Genomic DNA, 22,389 nt, shown 5'->3' on the forward strand with positions numbered 1-22,389 from the left:
GTCACGGGATGTGTTGTTCCGCCGACCCCCTTCAACTTCGTTCACGCCCGATGACACCTCACCCCTGTCCAAGTATCCTGCGGCCGCTTGAGTGACCTGCCCAGACTTCTCCTGTGCAGCTTCGATGTCATCCCCGGCCCGTCTGGCTCCTCACGCCGACTGACCGAGTATCTGAAGGCGTTGCCTGATCGCTTCTCCGTGGTGGTGCTGTCGGCGAAGACGCCCGACCACTCCCATATCGAGAAGTACCAGGGCGCCCGGCTGCTCCGCGTCCCGGTAGGCTCCGGGGACCTGGCGTCGCGCATCCAGTCCTTTGAACGGGCCGTGCGCCGGCAGCTCGAGAGCGAGGACTACGCCCTCGCCCACTTCACGGACCCCTTCGGCGGCTACGCGCTCTGCGAGCTGAAGGCGGACTACGGCTACCGCCTCATCTATGAGGCGCAGACGTTCCCCTCGCAGGAGCTGCGCTACACCCATCCGCAGACGGACGGGGACCGCCGCTTCCTGTCGAAGATCCGCCGCCAGGAGCTGTTCTGCCTGATGAACGCGGACCTCGTCGTCACCGGCTCCCAGACGACGCGCGCGTACATCCAGGGGCTGGGCGCGGCGGAGGACCAGCTGCGCACGATTCGCGCGCCGGTGGACCTGAAGCCGTACGACCCGGAGGTGCTCGGCGCCCCGGACGGTTCGCCCCTGCGGATGATGTACCTGGGCAGCCACGTGGGCTGGCAGGGCCTGCCCACCCTGCTGCGCGCCACCGCGCTCGCGTCCCAGCAGGTGGACGTGCGCCTGACGCTGGTGGGCGCGCACCACCCGGACTGGAAGCCCCACCTGGAGGACCTGGTCAACGACCTGGGCATCAAGGAGAAGGTCGACTTCCAGCCGCCCGTCGCGCACGACGACCTGGTGAAGGTGCTGGCGCTGGCGGACGTGGGCGTGCTGCCGCTGGACGACTCGGAGCGCAACCGGCTCCAGGGCGGACCGCTGGCCAAGGTCTCCGAGTACCTGGCCGCCGGCCGGCCGGTCATCGCCGCGGACCTGCCCGTCACCCGCGAGCTGATTCCGAAGGACGCGGCCGTCTTCTTCCCCCCGGGCGACAGCCGCGCCCTCTCCGAGCGCATCCTGGACCTGGCGCGCGACGTGCCCCGCCGCGTGGCGCTGGGGAAGGCCGGGCGTGCGTTCGCGGAGAAGGTGCTGGACGCGGGCCTCATCCGGGGCCAGCTGCTGGACCTCTACGACTCGCTCCTGGAGAAGCGCGGCCACGTCCCGGTGGAGGCCGCCAGCGAGCCGCCCGACGTCACGATGACGGGCACGCCCACGAACCGGCTCGCGAACCTGGGCATGCCGGAGGCGTCCAAGCCCGCGCCGGCCCCCAAGCCGCCCGCGCAGGCCGCGCCCGAAGAAGCCGCCGCGCCCCCCGCGAAGGAAGGCGCGGAGGACCCGCCCGTGGTGATGGGCATGGCCCTGGACGACGGGATGGACACCCGGCTGGTCAAGACCGAGCCGGACATGCGGCCCGACGAAGTCCCCATGGTCATGGGCCTGCCGCTCCGGGAGTCCACCGCGCCCGCGGGTGAGGAGGCCGCGTCCCCGCAGGAGCCCGCGGCCGCATCCAAGCCGGCCGACGACACCGCGAGGACCGCTGGCCCCACGAAGCAGGAGCAGGAACCCCTGGGAGGCCGAGGCTCGGAGCCGACTCCGCCCACCGAGATGGTGACGAGCCCCTCCGCGAAGCCCCTGGCCATCGCCATGGCCATGAAGGAGGCCGCCAGGGACGACGCCGGGGCTTCCGACCCGCGGGAGGGCGCCTCTGCCGAGGATGCCTCCTCCTCTGGAGCGACGGCGGTCGTGCGCCGGCCGGCCTCCCCTGAAGAGGAGGAGCGCGCCCCCACCCCGGTGGTCCGCCGCCCCCCGTCGCCGGAGGACGAGTCCCCCGCGGCCACGCCCATCGTGCGCCGGCCCACGTCCCTCACGGAGGACGAGGAGCGGGCCCCCACGCCCGTCGTGCGCAGGGCCGGGGTCATGCGTGAGGAGGAGGAGTCCCCCGCGCCCACGCCCATCGTGCGCCGCCCCTCCGTCCTGACCGAGGACTTCCCGGAGCCGCCGGCCCCCACCCCCATCGTGCCCATGCGCTCCCTGCTCAACGGGGCGCGGAGCACGGGCTCCGGCCGGGCGCAGCGTCCACAGGAACCGGCCCCGACGGAACCTCCCCGCCTCTTCCCCACCCCTCCCATGGCCGACGCGGACAAACCGCCCATCCGTGGCGGCCTCGCCGCTGATCCGGGCCGGCCCGCCTCCTCCCGTCCCCCGGTGCTCACGGAGTCCGACAAGCCGCCCATCCGTGGGGGGGCCCTCTCCGACGCGGAGAAGCCGCCCATCCGAGGGGGCTCCGTCTCCGAAGCGGAACGCCCGCCGCAGCTGCCGCCCCGCGCCGCCGCGCCGCCGCCCGTTCCGCGCCAGGGGCCGCCCCGGCTGAGCCCCACGCCGCCCGTGTTGAAGCCGTCCTCGGCCGCGTCCCCGGACGACGAGCCGGAGGAGATCGCCGCCGACGAGGCCCAGTCCCTGGACGACGACGCCGGGCATACGCCGGCCCGCGCCAGCGCGGCCCTGGACGAGGCGGAGGAGATCGGCAGCGACGAGGTCCACGACGCGGACTCGCTGGACATGGAGGCCGCGGACGCGGTGGAGGCCGTGGACGAGGGGCCTCCGCCCGCGCCGCCCGACTCCGCCCTCAACCCGTGGTTCGCGCAGCTCGCGCACGGCTACTGCCCCCCCGAGGGCGCCCGCTTCGCCCGGCACACCCCGCCCACCAACTTCCCCGGGCGGGATCCGGACTCGGACGCGTCCCCCGGGTCGGGGCCCCCTGTCGGACAGGGAGCGGTTCGCGGCAAGAACTCGTGAGGCAGCCGACCGAGCGCTGCTCGGAAACTTCCCAAGCCTTGTGCGCGCCCGATAGGATGTGGCGGTTTTCACTGCACTTTTTGCTGGGTGAAGGGCTTCATGGAGCGTCGCGTCCTCATCGTCGAAAGCCAGAACGACTTCGCACTCAGCATGGCCTCCGTGCTCAAGAGCGCGGGCTACAACACGGCCATGGCCACCACTGCGTCAGACGCGCAGCGGGAGCTGGAGAAGCGCCGACCGGACCTCGTGGTCGTGCGCGCGGAGCTGCCGGACCAGTCCGGCTTCGCCCTCTGTGGGCAGATCAAGAAGGGCAAGTGGGGCCAGAACCTGAAGGTCCTCCTGCTCTCCTCGGACTCCGGCGTGGAGGGTCTGAACAAACACCGTGAGACGCCCGCCGCCGCGGACGGCTACCTCGTCATCCCGTTCGAGATGGGCGAGCTCGCCTCCATGAGCGCGGGCATCGTGCCGCCCGGCTCCGACGAGACGGACGCGGACCTGGACGCCGCGCTCTCTGGCGCACCGCGTGAGGCCCCGCCGCCCATGCCCGGCGTGCGCACGGGCGCCCCGCCCAAGCTGCCCAAGCGCGAGCGCCGCAGCGCGATGACGGACGAGGACAAGGCCTTCATGGACCGGGCCTTCACGTCCATCGCGGACCGCAAGGCGGAGCTCCTGGCGGAGTCGCGCCAGTTGAAGCGCCCGCCCCCGCGCCGCGAGCTGATGGGCACGCCCGAGGGCAAGATTCAAATCCTCCGGGACGAGCTGAAGACGCGTGAAGCCCAGCTCGCGCGCCTGTCCGAAATCTGGAGCGTCCGCGAGCGCGAGCTGCTCTCCGTCGAGGACCGCCTCCACGAGAAGGACGTGGAGCTGCAGGGCCTGAAGATGCAGGTGGACGACCTGCTCAGGCGCTTCAACGACGCGCAGCAGTCCATCGTCCAGAAGGAGCGCGAGCACGGCGCCACCGTCGACGACCTGCTCCTCCAGAAGTTCTCCTCGGAGAAGGACCTCATCGAGGTCGTCGCCTCCAAGGAGAAGGACATCAACGTCCTGCGCAAGGAGGTCAACCTCCGCGACGAGGAGCTGTCCCGGCGCGGCGCGGACCTGGAGAACTGGCGCAACGAGTTCGACAAGCTGGAGAAGCACCTCGGCGTCGTCACGCTGGAGTTCGAGGTCAAGGAGCAGAAGCTCCAGGACACCGTCCGCGCCAACGAGACGGAAATCCTCCAGCTGCGCGAGCGCGGCGACCAGTTCGAGTCCGAGCTGTCCCGCACCGTCAGCGAGCGCGACCAGCGCTACGCGGAGCTCGACGGCGAGCTGCAGGCCCTCCAGGAGCGGCTGACCCAGACCGAGCAGGAGCGCGACGCCACCGTGCGCGGCCTGGAGGCCCGGGCCACCACCGCGGAGGAGCACGCCAGCCGCTCGGACGCGGAGATCGAGCGCCTCAACGCCGAGCGCGCCGCCCTGGAGCAGCGCCTCACGCAGCAGGTGGCGGACCTGGAGTCCGACATCGCGCGCGTCACCGGCGAGCGCGACCAGCTCCGGCTGGACAAGGACGCCCTCGAAGCGGACCTCACGCAGCGCGTGGAGGAGCGGGACACGAAGATCTCCGCGCTCGACCGCGAGCTGCAGGAGACCATCGCCCGCAACGAGAACAGCGAGGCGGAGCTCAACGCCACCATCCAGCAGCACCGCGAGCGCATCGGTGAGCTGGAGGGCGAAGTCGAGGCCGTCAAGACGCACCTGGAGGACCGCGAGAACGAGCTGAACGGCGAGCTCCAGGCGCTCCAGCAGGCCAAGGACGCGCTGGAGCAGGACCTCACCAGCCAGCTGGAGGACCTGCGCGCGGCGAAGGACGCCCTGGAGGCGGACCTCAACGGCCAGATTCAAGCGCTCACCGAGCAGCTGGACGCGGCCCAGCGCCAGGGCGAACAGCTCTCCGCGCGCGTGGCCTCGCTCGAGGACACCGTCGCCCAGCGCGACGGCACCATCGAGGGCCTGCAGACCGACGTCGCGGACCGCGACGCGCGCATCTCCGAGCTGACCGGAAACCTGGAGGCCACCAGCCAGCAGCTCACCGAGACGCAGGGCACGCTCTCCAGCACGGAAGCCACCCTCGCGGAGACGCGCGGCGAGCTGGAAGCCACCAGCCAGCAGCTCTCCGAGACGCAGAACACGCTCTCCAGCACCGAGGGCACGCTGGCGGAGACGCGCGGCGAGCTGGAAGCCACCAGCCAGACCCTCGCGGACACCCAGTCCCGGCTCGCCCAGACGGAGGAGACGCTCTCCACCACGCGCGGTGAGCTGGAGGCCACCAGCCAGACGCTGGCCACCACCGAGGCGACGCTCGCGCAGACGCAGGACACGCTGGCGCGCACGGAAGGCACGCTCGCCGACACGCAGGGCACCCTCGCCAGCACCGAAGGCACGCTGGCGGAGACCCGCGGCGAGCTGGAGGCCACCAGCCAGACCCTCGCGGACACCCAGTCCCGGCTCGCGCAGACGGAGGAGACGCTCTCCACCACGCGCGGTGAGCTGGAGGCCACCAGCCAGACGCTGGCGGACACGCAGGCCACGCTCTCCAGCACGGAGGGCACGCTCGCGGAGACGCGCGGTGAGCTGGAGGCCACCAGCCAGACGCTGACGGAGACCCAGTCCAAGCTCGCGCAGACGGAAGGGACGCTCGCGTCCACCCTGAGCGAGCTGGAGGTCACCAGCACGACCCTCGCGCGCACCGAGGCGACCCTCGCGGACACGCAGGGCACGCTGGCGCGCACGGAGGGCACGCTCGCCGACACGCAGGCGACGCTGTCCAGCACGGAAGGCACGCTCGCGGAGACGCGCGGTGAGCTGGAGGCCACCAGCCAGACGCTGACGCAGACCCAGGAGACCCTGGAGACGACGCGCGGCGACCTGGCGAAGGTGACCTCGCACCGCGACGAGCTGGACGCGGAGCTCAACGAGACGCGCGACATCCTGCAGCAGACCAACGGCCTCCTCGCCCGCACCACCGAGGAGCGCGACGCGCGCATCGCGGAGCTGCAGGCGCTCCATCAGGCCAAGGACGCGCTGGAGCAGGACCTCACCGGCCAGATTGGCCAGCTGCGCGCGGACCTGTCCGAGACGCAGGGGCTCTACGACGCGGAGCGCACCGCCCACGCGGCGCTCGCGGAGGAGACCACCGCGCGCATCAACGCCCTCACCGGCGAGCGCGACAACCTGTTCGCGGAGCTCAACGCCACGTCGCAGCAGCTGGCCGACACGCAGGGCCAGCTCGCCAGCACCCGCGACGCGCTGGCCCGCGAGGAGCAGGCCCACGCGCAGTCCCGCCAGGCCGCCGCCAGCGCCCAGGCGGAGCTCACGCGCCAGCTCACCGAGGCCCAGGCCAACGGCGAGGACCTGGCCGAACAGCTCATCGTCACCAAGCACGAGCTGGGCACGCGCGTGTCGGAAGTCACGCAGCTGTCCTCCACGCTCGCGCAGACGGAGGACGCGCGGCACAACCTGGAGGACCGCCTCCAGACGCTCACCCACGAGTCGCAGCGCCGTGAGGAGCTCCTCCAGAACGAGGTCGACACCAAGGGCAAGGAGCTGTCGGACACGCTCCGCAAGCTCACGCACGTGACGCAGGAGAAGATGCGTCAGGCGGAGGTGCTCAACCGCGAGGTCTCCACCCGCACGGAGCAGGTCAAGCAGCTGGAAGGCCAGCTGGAGGCCCGGGCCGCCGAGGCGAAGAAGCAGGCGGACGCGCTCAACCAGCAGCTCGCGAACGTCTCCGGCGAGCTGGACGGCGCGCGCAAGGCCATCGCGGACCGCGACTCGCAGCTGCAGCAGGCCGCGCAGCAGCAGAAGAAGCTCACCAGCGAGCGCGACGGACTGGCCGGCCAGCTCCAGCAGGCCCAGGCCCAGGCCCAAGCGCAGGCCCAGCAGGCGCAGGCCGCCGCCGCCGAGGCGAAGAAGCAGGCCGACGACCTGTCCTCGAAGCTCGCGAAGGCGGAGCAGCGCATCGCGCAGCTCTCCCAGGAGGCCCAGAAGTTCGCCGCCGACACGGAGGCGAAGCTCAAGGAGGCCCAGGCCCAGCTGCAGGCCCGCACCAAGAAGGCCCAGGACCTGGAGCTGGCGCTGGAGAACGCCCAGAGCACCCGCGCCCGCGCGGAGAAGGACCTCAACGCCCGCGTCGCCGCGGCGGAGACCAAGGCCAACGAGGCGGCCGCGAAGCTCGCCAACGCGCAGAAGGAGCGCAAGGACCTGGAGGCCCGTCAGGCCAAGGAGCTGGAGGACCTCAACGCCAAGCAGAAGGCGGAGCTCGAGCGCCGCGAGTCCATCAAGGCCCAGGAGGTCGCCCGCCTCCAGACGTCCGTCCAGGAGAAGAGCAAGGCGCTCAAGGTCGCGGAGCTGGAGCTGGCCCGCTACAAGAGCAAGGCCCCCGCCGCCGCCGCGCCCGCCGCGAAGGGCGCCAAGGCCACCGAGGACGAGCACCTGGCCGCCACCGTCCAGGCGAACCCGGTCATCCCGGCCGCCGCCAAGCCCCCGGCGAAGGCCGCCGCCAGGCCCGCCGCGAAGAAGGCCGCCGCGGCCCCCGTCCCCGTGGACGAGGAGGCCCCGGAGCGCACCATGGTGATGCAGCTGCCCACCGCCCCCGAAGGCGGCGAGGACGACTGGACGGCGCTCGTCGACGAGCTCGACAAGTAGCCTCCGCCCCCGCCCTCCCCTCTCCCGGGAGGGCGCGTCCGCGGAAAGCAGCCGGAAACGACAAGGGCCCGCGCACTCCCAGGGAGTGCCGGGCCCTTCGTCCCTCTCAAGACGGGTGCTGCCGGCTTAAAGCGCCGTGGCCGCCCGCGCCTCACGGATGAGGTCCCGGAAGTGCAGCGCGCCCACCACGTCCCGCACCACTGACACCGGCCGCCCCTCTTCCCGGGCCAGCGCCTGCGCCTGCCGCCAGCGCTCCAGCAACGTCCGCGTCGCGATGTACGCCAGCACGAGGGGGAAGCCCCCCGGCATCACCACCACCAGCACCGCCATCGCCAGCTTCAGCCACGCCCACATGACCCGCGACCTCGTTCGTCCTGAGATTCGCCCGCATAGATGCACGGTGCATGCCCACGGTGCGAAAATATTTACGCACTCTGATTCCGCGGGGTTACAGCTCCCAAGGCCCTCAAGAGTGCGGACGGCGCCCCCACAACCCTGGCATTTTTGCCGCAGTCGGCGGGAAACCGTCGGTTAAGTTGACGGGTGTGAGCCCCCCTCAACTGACTCCGGAGATTCGCTCGTTCACCAGCGTGGAGGACGCGGCGCGTCGCCTGGAGGCGGTGGGCTACCTGTCGTCTCCCGAGATCGCCACCGCCGTGTTCCTGGCGGACCGGATGGGCAAGCCCATCCTGGTGGAGGGCCCGGCGGGGGTGGGCAAGACGGAGCTGGCCAAGGCCCTGGCGCAGGCGCTGGACCGGACCTTCCTCCGCCTCCAGTGCTACGAGGGCCTGGACGAGGCGAAGGCCCTCTACGAGTGGGAGTACGCCAAGCAGCTGCTCTACACGCAGCTGCTCAAGGACAAGATTGGCGAGCTGACGCAGGGCACGTCCACGCTGGCGGAGGCCGCGGACCGGCTCGCGTCCGGCGACGCGGTGTTCTTCTCCGAGCGCTTCCTCCTCCCCCGCCCCATCCTCCAGGCCCAGCTGTCGGACACGCCGGCCCTGCTGCTGGTGGACGAAATCGACAAGGCGGATCCGGAGTTCGAGGCCTTCCTGCTGGAGGTCCTCTCTGACAACGCTGTCACGGTGCCGGAGCTGGGCACCATCCGGGCGAAGCACGTCCCCCGCGTCATCCTCACCAGCAACAACGCCCGCGAGCTGTCCGACGCGCTCAAGCGCCGCTGCCTGCACCTGCACATCGACTTCCCGGACCGCGAGCGCGAGCTGAAAATCGTCCGCTCGCGCCTGCCGGAGGTCCCCCAGGTGCTGGCCGAGCAGGTGGTGGAGGCCGTGGCCGCCATCCGCGCGTTGGATTTGAAGAAGGCCCCGTCCATCAGCGAGACGCTGGACTGGGCGCAGAGCCTGGCGCTGCTCAACGCCGAAGCGCTGAGCTCGGACGTCGTCGCCGCCACGCTCAACCTCGTCCTCAAATACGAGGGCGACATCGAGAAGGCCCGCGCCAACCTGCCCACCATCGCCCAGGCCTGACGCAGGGCGCCGCGCGGGAAGCGTCATGGAACGCCATTCGTTGGCGTTTCACGCTTTGAGTCCCCAGGGTGCCTGGGTACAAGGCCCAGGCCGTCCCACCCCTAGCCCGAGAGGAACTTCCCGATGAGCTCGACCTCATCCACCGTGCTGCGCGCCGAACACATCTGGCTCGATGGGAAGCTGATGAAATGGGACGAGGGCAACGTGCACGTGATGACGCACGCCCTCCACTACGGCCTGGGCGTCTTCGAGGGCATCCGCGCCTACAAGACCCACGATGGCCGGCTCGCCGTCTTCCGGCTGCGCGAGCACATCCGCCGCCTGCTCGACTCCGCGCACATCATCATGCTGCAGATGCCCTACAGCGAAGACGAGCTGGTGGAGGCCACGCTGGAGCTCCTGCGCAAGCAGAAGGCACAGTTCGCCAACGGCGCCTACCTGCGCCCGGTGGCCTTCATGGGCGACGGCGCCATGGGCCTGGGCGCGGTGAACCCCACCCGCGTGGGCATCACCGCCTGGGACTGGGGCGCGTACCTGGGCGACAAGGGCATCAAGGAAGGCATCCGCGCCAAGGTCAGCTCCTTCACGCGCAACCACGTGAACGTGAACATGGTGCGCGGCAAGATCACCGGCCAGTACGTCAACTCCATCCTCGCCAAGCGCGAGGCGGTGCTCGCCGGCTACGACGAGGCCATCCTCCTGGACATCAGCGGCTTCGTCGCGGAGGCCTCCGGCGAGAACATCTTCATGGTGAACAAGAAGGGCGTCATCAAGACCCCGCCCCTCTCGTCCCCCGTGCTGGACGGCATCACCCGCGACACGGTGCTGAAGCTGCTGCGCGACGCCGGCCACACCACCATCGAGGAAGTCACGGTCACCCGTGACGCCCTCTACATCGCCAACGAGGTCTTCTTCACCGGCACCGCCGCGGAGATCACCCCCGTGCGCGAGGTGGACAACCGCCAGATTGGCGACGGCAAGCCCGGCCCCATCAGCCGGTTCGTCCAGGACATGTACTTCCGCGTCGTGCGGGGCCAGGAAGCCCGCTATGCGGACTGGCTGACCTACGTTTGAGGACAGTCGGCGGACGTGAAGTCCCGGCGGACGGGGGAATCGGGTAGAACCCGTACCCGATGCCTCCCGCCGGCTACGCGTACGAAGACAATCCGTTCAAGCTGGAGAACCCGTCCGTCCTCGACATCGCTCCCTCGGAGCCGAAGTCGCTGGAGGACACGGGCCTGAGGATGGGTCTGCTCGCGGACCTGGGCCTCAAGTTCCTCTACTACGCCGGCACCGGGACGGGCGTGGCCATCGCGGAGAGCATGTGCCTGCCCTGGTCCGGCGTGGTGGAGCACGTGGTGGACTTCCTCGCCGCGGAGAAGCTCGTGGACCTGCGCGGCGGCAAGGGCTTTGGCCGCGCCTCCGTGGAGTTCGCCCTCACGGAGAAGGGCCGCGAGTACGCGCGTGACGCCCTCACCCGCTCCACCTACGTGGGCCCCGCCCCGGTCCCCATCGAGCAGTACAACGCCCTCATCAGCAGCCAGACGGAGGAGACGCCCGTCGTGGGCCAGGAGGACCTGGTCGCCGCCCTGGGCCACCTCACCGTCCCCGCGGAGCTGATGGACAAGCTGGGCCCGGCCGTGAACTCCGGCCGCTCCCTCTTCCTCTACGGCCCACCGGGCAACGGCAAGACGAGCCTCGCGGAGGCCATCTCGCACATGTTCGGCGGCGAGGTCTTCGTCCCGCACTGCCTCGAGATCGACAACCAGATCATCAAGGTCTTCGACCGGATCATCCACACGCCCGTGTCGCTGGAGATCGGCCGCGACGCCAACGGCCGCCGGCAGACCTTCGAGATGGACAAGCGCTGGTCGCTCTGCCGGCGCCCCGCGGTGGTGGTGGGCGGCGAGCTGACGCTGGAGACGCTGGATCTCATCTACTCGGAGAGCACCCGCTTCTACGAGGCGCCGTTCCAGGTGAAGGCCAACGGCGGCATGCTCCTCATCGACGACTTCGGCCGCCAGAAGGTCCACCCCACGGACCTGCTCAACCGCTGGATTGTCCCCCTGGAGAAGCGGGTGGACTTCCTCACCCTGCACACCGGCAAGAAGTTCGAGATTCCGTTCGATCAGCTCCTCGTCTTCTCCACCAACCTGGACCCCAAGGAGCTGGTGGACGAGGCCTTCCTGCGGCGCATCAAGTACAAGATTGAAGTGGGCAACCCGGACGAGGAGTCCTACCGGGAGATCTTCCGCCGGGTGTGCGAGGCGGCGGGCATCCCCTACGTGGACCAGGCCATCACCTACCTGGTGGAGCACTACTACAAGCCGCGCAGCATGGAGATGCGCTCCTGCCACCCCCGCGACCTCGTGTCGCTCATCCGGGACGCGGCCCGATACCGGCAAATCCCGCCAGCCCTTTCAAAAGACCTGCTCGACCAGGCGTGCGAGGTGTTCCTGGTGAATCTCTAGTCGGGTTTTATTTGTTCCAACCGCGCGGAATTTCTAGACTCCGCGTGCCGTTGTACCTCCCGGCGCAGCCTCTTGAGAATCAGCGCCCGGGGCGGGCCGGAGCGAGAAGGAGCCGCAGTCCGTGAAGGAACGCTACCAGGACATCGACGAGAAGAACGAGCAGCTGCGCGAGTACCTTGAGATCTACAAGGACAAGCAGCCCGCGCGTGAGTTCCTCGACCGCTTCGAGATGTCGTGGATCTACCACGACGCCGCGCTCGAAGGCGTCGTGTACACGCACCAGGAGCTGATGGCCGCGCTCTTCCCGGAGCGCACCGCGGCGGAAGCCTCCATGATCCCGGTGGTGCTGGAGATCCGCAACCACAAGGCGGTGGCGGACTACATCCGCGAGGAGGCCGCGGGCGCGAAGAAGCAGTCGCAGCTCACGCTCACCACCATCAAGCGGATGCACGACCTCTTCCTGGGCAACACGCCGGAAGCCCTGGCCGAGCGTGCGCGCATGGAGCGCCGCGAGCGCACGGAGAAGGAGCTGGCCAAGGAGCGTGACCGCGCGGGACTGCGCAAGGACATGCCCCTGCACCGCACCTACTTCCACGACATCACCCAGCCCGCGAAGATCCAGGCGCGGCTGGAGAAGCTCGTGGACCACACCGCCAGCGCGGAGTTCCGCGAGTTCCACCCCATCAAGCAGGCGGCGGTGGTGCAGCACGAGTTCCTGCAGATCTTCCCCTTCACCGAGCACAGCGGGAAGGTGGGGCGCATGTGCAGCAACCTCATCCTGCTGCGCAACGGCTACATGCCCGCGGTCATCCACTCCATCGACCGGCAGCGCTACTACGAGTCCTTCCGCGCGCCCGTGGCCACGTTCCGCACGGTGCTGATGGACGCGATGGAGAACTCGCTCGACAACGGCGTGAAGTACTTCCGCGACCTGGGTCGCAAGTACAAGACCGTCGAGTAGCGGCAGAAGAGAGACGAAGTCGAAGCCGTGCGCATCGGGGCTCATGAATCCATCGCTGGCGGCGTGAGCCAGGCCTTCCAGCGAGCCGAAGCGCACGGCGCCCGCGCCCTGCAGATCTTCACGAAGAACGCGCGGGGCTGGAGCGCCCCCGCGCTGACGGACGCGGAAGCCCAGGCCTTCCGCGCCGAGGCCCGCCGCACGGGCCTCCCCGTCATCGCCCACGGCAGCTACCTGGTGAACCTTGCCGGCGAAGTGCCGGAGGCGCGCGAGAAGTCGCTCGCGTGCGTCACCGAGGAGCTCACCCGCTGCGAGCGCCTGGGCATCCCGCTGCTCATCCTCCACCCCGGCTCGCACCCGGATGAAGCGCGCGGCCTCAAGCGCATCGCCGAAGCGCTGGACGAGGTGCACCGCCGCTGCCCCGGCTTCCAGGCCCGCGTCTGCCTGGAGGTGACCGCGGGCCAGGGCAACGCGCTGGGCTGGCGCTTCGAGCACCTCGAGGAGCTGCTCTGCCGCGTCGCGGACGAGGCGCGGCTGGCGGTGTGCCTGGACACGTGCCACCTGTTCGCGGCGGGCTACGACCTGCGGACGCCCAGGGGCTACGCGGCGGTAATGGACGAGTGCGACCGCCGGGTGGGCCTGGACCGCGTGCGCGCCTTCCACCTCAACGACTGTAAGAAAGACCTGGGTTGCCGGGTGGACCGCCACGAGGAACCTGGCAAGGGAGCAATCGGACTGACGGCCTTCCGCTGCCTCATGAAGGATGCGCGGTTCGTCGACACCATTGGGGTGCTGGAAACACCCTTTCCGGAACGTTATGGGGAGAACATCCGACTTCTCGAATCCCTGTGCCGGAGGAAGTAAAAGAAGAGTCCCCATGCCTTTGACCCCGTCCCTCCAAAGCCGCCGCGCCCAGCTTCCCGCCGGGAGCGAGCTCACGGAGCCTCCGCCAGCGCGTCTGGCGAAGCTGCCGGCCGCCGACAAGCTGGGCCGCTTGCTCCAGGTGGCCAAGGGCCATCGCCGGGCGCTCATCCTGACGCACGACAACCCGGACCCCGACTCCATGGCGGCGGCGGTGTCGCTCGCCCACCTGCTGGAGCGCAAGGCCGGCATCGAGGCCCAGGTGGGCTACGGCGGCATCATCGGACGCGCGGAGAACGTCGCGTTCGTGCGCGTGCTGCGGCTGCCGGTGTCGCACGTGTCGCAGCTCGACTTCAGCCAGTACGACCTCTTCGGCCTGGTGGACACGCAGCCGCCGGTGCGCAACCACTCGCTGCCGGCGCGCTACCGCGCGGACCTGGTGGTGGACCATCACCCGCTGCGCGAGGAGAGCCTGCTGGCCCCCTTCGCGGACGTGGGCGGCGACTTCGGCGCCACCTCCACGATGCTGGTGGAGTACCTGCGCGCCGCCCGGCTGGAGCCGTCCGTGGAGATCGCCACCGCGCTCTTCTACGGCATCAAGGCGGACACGCGGGACCTGGGCCGTGAGACGACCCAGACGGACGTGGACAGCTACCTGTGGCTGTTCCCCCGCTGTGACAAGCAGCTGCTGGGACAGATTGAGCACCCGGAGCTGCCCGCGCGCTTCTTCCAGCTGTTCCACACGTCCATCGAGAAGGCGAAGGTCTACGGCACCGCCATCATCACCGACCTGGAGGAGGTCTACTCCCCGGACATGGTGGCGGAGGTCGCGGAGCGGATGATGTACCTCGAAGGGATGAAGTGGTCCCTGGCGTACGGCACGTTCCGCAACCAGCTCTTCCTGAGCCTGCGGGTGAAGGACCGGCGCATGAACGCGGGCCGCCTCATCCGCGAGCTGTGTGACGACCTGGGCGGCTCCTCCGGCGGCCACGGCAGCATGGCGGGCGCGCGGCTGCCGCTGTCCGGCAGCGCGAACAAGCGCAAGGCGCTCAAGCGCGAGGTGGTGTCGCGCTTCCTCGAGGCCTTCGGCGTCGCCGAGGAGCGGCCGAAGTCGCTGCTGTCCGCGCAGGACACGTGATCTACCTGGATTACAACGCCGCCGCGCCGGTGCGCGCGGAGGTGGGCGCGTTGCTGGCCCGGGCCTTCACGGAAGGCGGCTTCGGCAACGCGTCCAGCGTGCACGGCGGAGGGCGCGAGGCCCGCGCCCGGCTGGATGCGGCACGGGCGAAGGTGGCGCGCGTGCTCGGCTGCGAGCCGAAGGAGATCACCTTCACCGCGTCAGGCAGCGAAGCGGATGCGCTCGCGCTGGTGGGCGCCTACGCGGCCCGGCCCGTGAAGGACCGCCGCCGCGTGGTGTCCACCACGGTGGAGCACCCGTCGGCGCTGGGGGCGCTCACGCAGCTGGAGAAGGACGGCGCCCAGGTGGTGCGGCTCTCCCCCGCTTCCGACGGCCGCGTGCCGTTGGAGGCGGTGCTGGAAGCGCTCACGCCGGACACCGCGCTGTGTTCGTTGATGTGGGCCAACAACGAGACGGGCGTGCTGCAGCCGGTGGCGGAGGCCGCGCGCGCGTGCCGTCAGCGCGGCATCCTCTTCCACACGGACGCCGTGCAGGCCGCGGGCAAGGTGCCGCTCTCCCTGCGCGAAGTGGACGCGGACCTCCTCTCCCTCTCCGCGCACAAGTTCGGCGGCCCGCAGGGCGTGGGCGTGCTCGTGGTGCGCAAGGGCGTGGACGTGCGGGCGCTGACGCCCGGGCACCAGGAAGGAGGCCGGCGAGGAGGCACGCAGAACGTGCCCTACGCGGAGGCCCTCGCCCTGGCCCTGGAGCTGGCCACGGCGGAGCAGTCCCAAGCCGCCGCGAGGGTCGCGGCCCTCCGTGACACCTTCGAGCAGCAGGTGCTCCAGCGGCTGCCCGGCGTGACGGTGAACGGAGCCCAGGCCCCCCGGGTGCCCAACACCAGCAACCTGCGCTTCGACGGCGTGGAGGGCGAAGCGCTGCTGATGGCGCTGGACCTGGAGGACATCCGCGTCTCGTCGGGAGCGGCCTGCGCGTCCGGCACGCTGTCCCCGTCCCACGTGCTGCGCGCCATGGGCCTCTCGCCCGCGCAGGCGCGCGGAAGCCTGCGCTTCAGCCTGGGCCCCTCGACCACGAGCGCCGAAGTGGAGCGCGTGGTGGAAGCGCTGTGCACGCACGTCCCCCTCGTGCGCGCGCTGGGCTGATCACCACTTCTGCTCGGGCAGGTTCTTCTCGCGCACCTCCGGGTCGGGCTGTCCGTAGCCGGGCATCCCCTCCTTGGCCTCGTCGGCCTTGGGCGGAAGTCGCTCGTCACCGTGCCGCGTCTCGCGGGCGGGCCGGTCCTGCTCGGGCTGCTGCTGCTTTCGCTCGGTCGCCATGGATTCCTCCCGGTGCATGTTCGCGGGAGGAAAGGTCATCATCCGGGGCATGCGCCGCAGCGGGCTCCACCGTCCGGGAGCCCGCGTGCCGGGGCCCTGCCCGCCCGGCTACCCGTTGCCGTCGGAAGAGGAGCCGTTGGGCGGAGCGCCCCGGTACACGGGCATCTCGTCCGTGGTGCCGAAGAGGCCGCGCACCACCGCCGCGATGGCCAGGGGGGTGCCCACGCGCTCGTCGAAGTGCGGCGACAGGGCCTTCGCGTACTCTTCCGCGGACGGGAAGCGGTCCTCGGGGTTCTCCGCGAACGCTCTCGCCAGCACCGCGTCCAGCGCCTCCGGGATGTCCGGCCGCACCGAGCTCAGGAGCCGGTACTTGCGCGACAGGATGCCCGCGAAGACCTCTTCCGGCGTCGTGCCCACGAAGGGCCGGCCCAGCGTGAGCAGCTCATAGAGCACCACGCTCGCGGCCCACAGGTCCGCCTCCGGGGTGACGGCGCCCTGCAGCGACTCCGGGGACAGGTAGTACGGCTTGCCCAGCACCTCGCCGCCCTGGAGCTTCCCGTCCACCAGCACGCGCGACACGCCGAAGTCGCCCAGCTTGATCTCCCCCACCCGGGAGATGAACAGGTTGGACGGGGACACGTCGCAGTGGACGATGCCCAGCGGCTTGCCGTCCGGCCCGGTGGCGGTGTGCGCGTACGCGAGCGCCTCCAGCAGCACCTTCGCCAGGTACACCGCGAAGTCGACGGGGAGCGGAATCCCGCGCGCCTTGCACCGGCGCAGGATGTGGCCCAGGTCGCGCCCGTCCACCAGGTCCATCACCAGGAAGGACACGTCGTCCAGCATCCCGGCGTCCAGCACCTTCACGATGTTCGGGTGGTCCAGCTGGCGCGACAGCTGCGCCTCGCGGCGGAAGAGGTCCACCGACGCCGGGTCGCGGGTGAGCGCGGGCAGCAGCCGCTTGAGCGCGACCGTCCAGCCTTCGTAGGGACCGGAGCGCACGCGCGCGCGGTACACCTCGGCCATGCCGCCCTTGCCCAACAGCGACAGGATTTCGTAGTTGCCGAAGACCCGGACGGGCTTCGACACGGAGTTCGGCGCGTTCACGGGCTGGCGCTGCCAGCTCCTTGCGGCTCACGGCCCTGGACCCGCTTGCGGCCGCGGGCCTGCTTCAACAGCAACTCGTACTCCGCTCCCTCATTGGCGAACTGCTGGAGCTCGCGCTCCACCAGCGCGTTGTTCTCAGGCGCGGACCATCCACCCTGCACCGCCTGGCGCAGCGCGAGCTGGGCGAACCCCGACTCCTGCGCCGCCCGCTTCACGCACGCCGTCCAGAAGAAGGCCTCCGCCCGCGCCGCGCCGCTGCCCACGTTGCGCGCCTGCTCCAGGTACTTGAGCGCCTCCGGGTGCTGCTTGCGCAGGTAGTGCGCCACGCCCATGCCCGTCAGCGCCCAGGCGTTGTTCTTCTCCTTCTCCTGGGCCAGCACCAGCTGGAACTGCTGCGAGGCGGCGATGGGGTTCTGGGCCAATAGGGACTGCCCCTGCTTCAGGGTCGCCGCCACGTCCAGCGGCTCCAGCCGGCGCTGCGCCGCCACCTGCGCGGCGCCACCGGACGGCGGCGGCGGGGCGGGGGCCTGCGCCTGACGCTGCTCGGTCGCCGGCGCCGCCGCGGGCGTCAGGGCCGCGCCCTGCTCGGTCGCCCGCAGCACCAGCATCCCGTTCCGGGGCAGGGCCGGGGACTCGCAGCCGCCCTCCAGCTTCACCACGCCCGCCAGCGCGCGCTCCTCCACGTTGTAGACGAGCATCAGCGGGAAGCTCCGGGACGGGGTGCAGGTGTCGCCCGTCTGACAGAGCGTGATCTCCCCCAGGAAGACGTTGCCCTGGAAGTCTCCGGTGAGGATCTGCTCGGCGACCGGGCGCTGGCAGGGCCCCCCGGCCGGCGCGGTGCCGGTCAGATGTTCCCCGTCCGAGCGCAACTCGATGGGGCCGAAGGCATCTCCCTGGTAGGTACTGTTCAGCTGCGGACCCGCCCAGGCGAATCCGGAGGCGAGGCAGGCTACCGCCGCGAGAGCCAATGTTGGGGTCGGGGGCGACATGTCGGGGACCCGGGCATCATAGAAGTCCACGGGGCGGCTTGTAAACGCGCGAGGACGGCTTGACCGCACGCTTCTCCATCCTTATCATTTTCCCAGAACGCCCTGGGATTTTCCCAGTGATTCTAAGGACTTGTAGCGAGATTTGAGCAGTAAAAGGTCTGTTCCCTGCGGGGTGCGTGATGCCCAGCAGAAATTCGAACCGATACGTCCATTCCGGGGTCCGTTTCGGTCGCCATGTGCAAGCCCTCCCCCTTCACCGGGGATGAGGGAAGCCTGCGGTGACATGATTTCGGTCCCCACCTGGCTTCTAAGGGTTCAATGGACGCTGGACACACGGCTCGGCGGGGGACTCTTTCTTTGGAGCGGCGGCGGTGAGCGAGACGGCGGCGGATACGGTGGCGGCGGCGGCGGAAAAGAAGGTCACGCTTCGTGAGGAACTGACGGCGCGCCGCAAGGCGATGACCAACGACCTCATCGACGAGCGGGGCCTCAAGGTCCAGTCTCGATTCCTGGCTTCGCCCTACTATCAGAAGGCACGGACGGTGGCCCTCTACGCCCCCATCCGGGGCGAGGTGCCCACCCGGGACATCCTCATCGCGGCGCTGCAGGACGAGAAGATCGTCTGCTACCCGCTGTCCCACGTGCATGGGCGCATCCTGGCCTTCCGGGCCATCAAGTCGGAGAGCGAGCTGGAGCCGGGACGCCTGGGCGTCCGTGAGCCCACGAACTCCTCGGACCTGATTGCGGTGGATCAGATCGACCTGTTCGTGGTGCCCGGTCTGGGCTTCAGCCCGGACGGCAAGCGGCTGGGGCGCGGCGGTGGCTACTACGACGCCACCCTCAAGGCGGCCAGCTCGCGCAGCCGCCGGGTGGGTCTGGCCTTCAACGACCAGATCGTCCAGGCGCTGCCCACGACGAGTGACGACGTGGACATGGACCAGATCGTCACGGAGAGCCAGACGCTGCGCGGCCTGTGCCGCAGCTTCGACTTCCTGGACACCTGAGTCGTCAGGCTGACGACCGGACCTTCACGGGTGGGGCGGACTGGAGAAGTCCCGCCCTGCCCGTTGTCTTTTTTGGGCTAGTGTCCGCGGCGCCATGAACCCGGACGCACTGCGCAAGGCGACCCCCGAAGAGCAGTTCGAAGAAGTCACTCGCGGCACCGTGGACCTCCACGTGCCGGAGGACCTGAAGAAGAAGCTCCAGCGCTCCTATGAGAAGGGCAAGCCGCTGGTCATCAAGGCGGGCTTCGACCCCAGCCGTCCCGACCTGCACCTGGGCCACACGCTGCTGCTCACGCGCATGCGGCGCTTCCAGGAGTTCGGCCACACGGTGGTGTTCCTCATCGGTGACTTCACCGCCCTCATCGGCGACCCCTCCGGGAAGAACGCGGCCCGTCCGCCGCTCACCCGCGAGCAGGTGAAGGTCAACTCGGAGACGTACAAGCAGCAGGTCTTCAAGGTCCTGGACCCGGACAAGACGGTGGTGAAGTTCAACTCGGAGTGGCTCGACGCGCTGGGCACCGAGGGGATGATCCGCCTGGCGGCGCGCTACTCCGTGCAGCGCATGCTGGAGCGCGACGACTTCAAGAAGCGCTACAAGGAGAACACCTCCATCGCCATCCACGAGTTCCTCTACCCGCTCCTGCAGGGCTACGACTCCGTGGCGCTGAAGGCGGACGTGGAGCTGGGCGCGACGGATCAGCTCTTCAACCTGCTCGTCGGCCGGCAGCTGATGAAGGAAGAGGGCATGGAGCCGCAGGTCATCATGACCGGCCCCATCCTGGAGGGCCTGGACGCGAAGCTGGTGGACGGCGTCATCACCGGCCCCAAGATGTCCAAGAGCCTGGACAACTACGTGGGCATCGACGAGCCGGCGGACAGCATCTTCGGCAAGTTGATGAGCATCACCGACGACCTGATGTGGCGGTACTACAAGCTCCTCTCCTCCATGCCGCTCAAGCAGGTGCTGGAGCTGGAGGAGAAGACGAAGTCCGGCGCCGCGCACCCCAAGGCCGCGAAGGTCGCCTTCGCGCAGGAGATGGCCGCGCGCTTCCAGGGCGAGGAGGCCGGCCGCAAGGCGGCGGAGGACTTCGAGAAGCGCTTCGCCAAGAAGGAGCTGTCAGCGGACGAGCTGCCCCTCGTGGAGGTGTCGCTCGCGGGCGCGGAGAAGCTGCTGGTGACGAAGCTGCTGCCGGAGACGAAGCTCGTGGCCTCCGCCACGGAGGCGCGCAAGCTGATGACCCAGGGCGGCGTCCGGGTGAACGGAGAGAAGGTCACCGACCCCAAGGCGGAGCTGGGGGCCGGCGAGTACACCGTGCAGGTCGGCAAGCTGAAGGCGGCGCGGGTGAAGGTGGCCTGAGGCCGTGGTGCACCGCCCGCGCTGACGTCACGGCGCGGGCGGCTCCTTCGGCAGCGCGCCTTCGTACAGCGCGGCCGAGCGCCCCATCAGGAAGCCGTGGGGCAGGAGCTTCATCATCGTCGCGAGGAAGCGGTTGAGGACGCCGGGCACGGAGAGCTCGCGGCGGTGCACGAACGCCTCCACGGCGGTGCGCGCGCAGGCCTCCGCGGACATGATGCCCACGTCGCCCGCCTTGAACTTCCGGTCCAGGCCGGACACCGACAGCATCTCCGTGGCGATGCCGCCGGGCGCGAAGACGGTGACGGACACGCCCGCCTTGCGCAGCTCATAGGCCAGGCCGCGCCCGTAGCTGATGACGAACGACTTCGTCGCCGCGTAGGCCGTCTGGTACGGCAGCGGCGCGAAGCCCGCGGTGCTGGCGACGAGCATCAGCGCGCCTCCCCCGCCCCGCTTCGCGAAGTGCGCCCCGAAGCGCTGGGCCATGCGCACCACGCTGGTGATGTTGGTGGCCAGCATCGCGTCGAAGGACTCGGGCTGCTGCTCCAGCGCGTGGCCGAAGTAGGTGACGCCGGCGTTGAGGATGACGCCGTCGACGGTGCGGCCCGCCGTGGCGGTCTCGAAGACGCGCTCGGCATCGCCGGGCCGGGTGAGGTCCGCGGACAGGGGCAGCACCTGCACGCCGTGCGCGGACTCCAGCTCCGCCTTGAGCGCGGTGAGCCGGTCCTCGCGCCGGGCGACGGCGATGATGTGGGCGCCATGCTCCCTGGCGAGCAGGCGGGCCATCTCCAGCCCCAGGCCGGACGACGCGCCGGTAATGAGCACCCAGCGGCCTCGGAAATTCATCGGTTTCATGTCGGGCGCTCTTATTTCGCGGCGCGGCGCCGGGCGCAACCGGGGAACAGCGGGCTTGCGGCACCCCTGTTAGAGTCCCGCGCACCATGCGCCTCTCCGGGTCGCTCGCCTGTTTCTTCCTGGCCATTTCCATGGCCCCCTCCGCCGCCCTCGCGGGCAGCGGCGTCTTCGTCACCGAAGAGTCCGTGGACGCGGTGGAGCAACCCGAGTCCTCCAAGGTCGTCTTCGCCGTGGAGCCGGGCGTGTCCTATCCGCTCGTGAAGAAGGGCGGCCCCGACCGCGCGTGGTGCAAGCTCCAGGGACCGAAGGCCGAGGGCTGGGTGCTCTGCGATGGCACGCCCACGGACGCCGTCCAGAAGGCGCCCAGCGCGGACGCGCTCGTGCGCGCGGACCGTGAGAACACGCGCCAGCAGCAGGCGGCCCGGGGCGGCACCGCCTCCGCAGCCGCGAGCAGCGCCGAGGCCTCCGACGACGAGGAGACCACCGTGGCGGTCCGTGCGCCCGCGGGCCGCGCGGCGGCTCCGCCTCCGGCTCCGGACGATGCGGCGGCTTGCGCGAGCACCTGTGACCAGCCGCCCCTCTTCGCCAAGGCGCCCGCGCTGTCCGCGCTGGACCGCGAGGTGCTGGACCTGTGCCCCGCGCGTCCCGACGCGAGCGTGAGCGCCGGGGACGTGCAGCGCTTCTTCGCGAAGCACTACGACGACGCCCGGGTGCAGCGCGCGCTGTCCGCGGCGGGCCGGCCGGGTGCGCGACAGGCGAACATCGAGTGGCTCACGAGCCTCTGGGTGAGCACCGGCCCGCGCAACGCGTTCACGCACGTCTTCTGCGGCGATGACTGGCAGCGCGGCCCGATTGGCGGCCTCCACTTCCTGCCTCGCTACGCGCAGCTCGAAGCGGAAGGGAAGGTCTGCTACCAGGGCCCGGCCAAGGGCGAGGAAGCGGTGCGGGGCGAGCAGTACCTCATCCGCTTCAAGGGCCTGGCGCCCTGGTCGTGCGGCGTGAAGCGGATGGGCGGATTCTCGACGTCGCAGGACGCGGTCTCCATCGCCGCCATCGGAACCCGCGCGTTCGCGCGCTGCTGTGCGCGCGGCGGGGCGAAGAAGGAAGGCGGCGTGTACTCGGCGCCGGACATCGGTGGCGGCAACTGGCGCATCTGGTGCGGCACGCGCAACGGCACCTACGGCATCGCCACGCTGCACCCCACCGAGGAAGCCGCCACCTGCGCGGAGTAGGAAACCCGCGTCCATGAAGGACACGGGCCCCCTGCC

The 22,389-nt window shown here is 70.2% G+C and carries 17 protein-coding genes and 1 other RNA gene; 13 read left to right on the top strand and 5 right to left on the bottom strand.

Going from position 1 to position 22,389, the window contains the following annotated elements; genetic code table 11:
* Nucleotides 1-87: 87 nt before the first annotated feature.
* Nucleotides 88-2,901 (top strand): glycosyltransferase, encoded by a 2,814-nt coding sequence (locus tag NR792_RS12135; protein ID WP_375760211.1) that lies wholly within the window; start codon nt 88-90, stop codon nt 2,899-2,901.
* A 99-nt stretch (nt 2,902-3,000) separates the two neighbouring features.
* Complete coding sequence (locus NR792_RS12140; RefSeq protein ID WP_375760212.1) at nt 3,001-7,587, top strand: response regulator; 4,587 nt, start codon at nt 3,001-3,003, stop codon at nt 7,585-7,587.
* 126 nt (nt 7,588-7,713) lie between these two features.
* On the opposite strand, the gene NR792_RS12145 is transcribed toward NR792_RS12140, so the two are convergent.
* Nucleotides 7,714-7,941, bottom strand: coding sequence for a hypothetical protein (locus tag NR792_RS12145; RefSeq protein ID WP_375760213.1), 228 nt, complete (start codon nt 7,939-7,941; stop codon nt 7,714-7,716).
* Nucleotides 7,942-8,132: 191 nt separating this feature from the next.
* On the opposite strand from NR792_RS12145, the gene NR792_RS12150 reads away from it, so the two are divergent.
* From NR792_RS12150 to NR792_RS12180, 7 genes are all read left to right on the top strand, one after another.
* A complete protein-coding gene (locus NR792_RS12150; protein ID WP_375760214.1) occupies nt 8,133-9,074 on the top strand; it encodes an AAA family ATPase in 942 nt (313 codons plus the stop codon).
* Nucleotides 9,075-9,197: 123 nt separating this feature from the next.
* Nucleotides 9,198-10,148, top strand: a complete 951-nt coding sequence (locus tag NR792_RS12155) for a branched-chain amino acid transaminase (RefSeq protein WP_375760215.1) — start codon at nt 9,198-9,200, stop codon at nt 10,146-10,148.
* 59 nt (nt 10,149-10,207) lie between these two features.
* On the top strand, nt 10,208-11,545 hold the full coding sequence (locus tag NR792_RS12160; protein ID WP_375760216.1) for an AAA family ATPase: 1,338 nt from the start codon (nt 10,208-10,210) through the stop codon (nt 11,543-11,545).
* A gap of 121 nt (nt 11,546-11,666) precedes the next feature.
* Nucleotides 11,667-12,506, top strand: coding sequence for a Fic family protein (locus tag NR792_RS12165; protein ID WP_375760217.1), 840 nt, complete (start codon nt 11,667-11,669; stop codon nt 12,504-12,506).
* A 27-nt stretch (nt 12,507-12,533) separates the two neighbouring features.
* Entirely contained in the window at nt 12,534-13,367 is an 834-nt protein-coding gene (locus tag NR792_RS12170; protein WP_375760218.1) for a deoxyribonuclease IV, read from the top strand.
* 13 nt (nt 13,368-13,380) lie between these two features.
* Nucleotides 13,381-14,502: a bifunctional oligoribonuclease/PAP phosphatase NrnA gene (locus NR792_RS12175; protein WP_375760219.1), complete on the top strand. Its 1,122-nt coding sequence runs from the start codon at nt 13,381-13,383 to the stop codon at nt 14,500-14,502.
* Entirely contained in the window at nt 14,499-15,641 is a 1,143-nt protein-coding gene (locus NR792_RS12180; RefSeq protein WP_375760220.1) for a cysteine desulfurase family protein, read from the top strand. Before NR792_RS12175 ends, NR792_RS12180 begins: the two co-directional genes overlap by 4 nt.
* Here NR792_RS12180 and NR792_RS12185 read toward each other — a convergent pair whose 3' ends face one another.
* From NR792_RS12185 to NR792_RS12195, 3 genes are all read right to left on the bottom strand, one after another.
* On the bottom strand, nt 15,642-15,815 hold the full coding sequence (locus NR792_RS12185; RefSeq protein WP_375760221.1) for a hypothetical protein: 174 nt from the start codon (nt 15,813-15,815) through the stop codon (nt 15,642-15,644).
* A gap of 108 nt (nt 15,816-15,923) precedes the next feature.
* Nucleotides 15,924-16,919 carry a serine/threonine-protein kinase gene (locus NR792_RS12190; protein WP_375760222.1) on the bottom strand — a complete coding sequence of 332 codons (996 nt, stop codon included), beginning with the start codon at nt 16,917-16,919 and terminating at the stop codon, nt 15,924-15,926.
* Complete coding sequence (locus NR792_RS12195; protein WP_375760223.1) at nt 16,916-17,908, bottom strand: type IV pilus biogenesis/stability protein PilW; 993 nt, start codon at nt 17,906-17,908, stop codon at nt 16,916-16,918. Before NR792_RS12195 ends, NR792_RS12190 begins: the two co-directional genes overlap by 4 nt.
* 159 nt (nt 17,909-18,067) lie before the next feature.
* On the opposite strand from NR792_RS12195, the gene ssrS reads away from it, so the two are divergent.
* The 3 genes from ssrS to tyrS all read left to right on the top strand — a co-directional run bounded on the left by ssrS (nt 18,068) and on the right by tyrS (nt 20,269).
* Nucleotides 18,068-18,260: non-coding RNA, 6S RNA (gene ssrS / locus NR792_RS12200), on the top strand.
* A gap of 19 nt (nt 18,261-18,279) precedes the next feature.
* Complete coding sequence (locus NR792_RS12205; RefSeq protein ID WP_120526503.1) at nt 18,280-18,912, top strand: 5-formyltetrahydrofolate cyclo-ligase; 633 nt, start codon at nt 18,280-18,282, stop codon at nt 18,910-18,912.
* A gap of 94 nt (nt 18,913-19,006) precedes the next feature.
* Complete coding sequence (gene tyrS / locus NR792_RS12210) at nt 19,007-20,269, top strand: tyrosine--tRNA ligase (protein WP_375760224.1); 1,263 nt, start codon at nt 19,007-19,009, stop codon at nt 20,267-20,269.
* A gap of 27 nt (nt 20,270-20,296) precedes the next feature.
* On the opposite strand, the gene NR792_RS12215 is transcribed toward tyrS, so the two are convergent.
* On the bottom strand, nt 20,297-21,121 hold the full coding sequence (locus tag NR792_RS12215; RefSeq protein WP_375760225.1) for an SDR family NAD(P)-dependent oxidoreductase: 825 nt from the start codon (nt 21,119-21,121) through the stop codon (nt 20,297-20,299).
* An 86-nt stretch (nt 21,122-21,207) separates the two neighbouring features.
* On the opposite strand from NR792_RS12215, the gene NR792_RS12220 reads away from it, so the two are divergent.
* Nucleotides 21,208-22,353 carry an EndoU domain-containing protein gene (locus NR792_RS12220; RefSeq protein ID WP_375760226.1) on the top strand — a complete coding sequence of 382 codons (1,146 nt, stop codon included), beginning with the start codon at nt 21,208-21,210 and terminating at the stop codon, nt 22,351-22,353.
* The last annotated feature ends 36 nt before the right edge of the window (nt 22,354-22,389 follow it).

This window comes from Corallococcus exercitus (genome assembly GCF_042231735.1).
In the GTDB taxonomy this organism is placed as follows: domain Bacteria; phylum Myxococcota; class Myxococcia; order Myxococcales; family Myxococcaceae; genus Corallococcus; species Corallococcus exercitus_B.